The sequence below is a fragment of the Dyella sp. 01L423 genome (assembly GCF_056399945.1).
On record NZ_JBFTSI010000049.1, the window covers coordinates 1 to 422 of the forward strand.

The 422-nt window shown below is 67.8% G+C and carries 1 protein-coding gene; it reads right to left on the reverse strand.

All coding sequences use genetic code 11. The annotated features are described in order from the left end of the window. Positions 1–186 precede the first annotated feature (186 nt). The coding region (locus tag AC1DMY_RS21005) for a hypothetical protein (RefSeq protein WP_477166776.1) at positions 187–422 on the reverse strand (236 nt) is incomplete at its 5' end.

Sequence of the window (422 nt, forward strand, 5' to 3'; positions counted from 1 at the left end):
GTTCGACACCTTCCTGGCCGACCCGGTGCTGCGCGCCGGCTACCGGGCGGACTACATGCACAGCGGCAAGCGGCTGGAATTGTATCGGCCTTATTGAACGATCGTGGCCGATGCCGGCCCCGGCAGAGAAAAGCCCCCGCAACTCCTGGAGTGGCGGGGGCTTTGACTTTGGATGCGCGGACAGGGCTAGCGGCGCCGCCTGAGTTGCTCAAGATGCCGGGCGTGGCGATGGCGCACCGTCCAGATCAGCGCGCGCAGCACGGTGGCGCCGGAAGCCTTGACGGCCTCGGTGCAGCGCTCCAGATCGGCTTCGGCCGGAAAGATGCGCAGTTCCGCTGCGCTGCCCAGCGCCACAGCCATCTCCGAGATCGACCGGGCGGCAATGGCATTGCGCAGCAGGCTGTCCAGCCGCTGCTGTACCG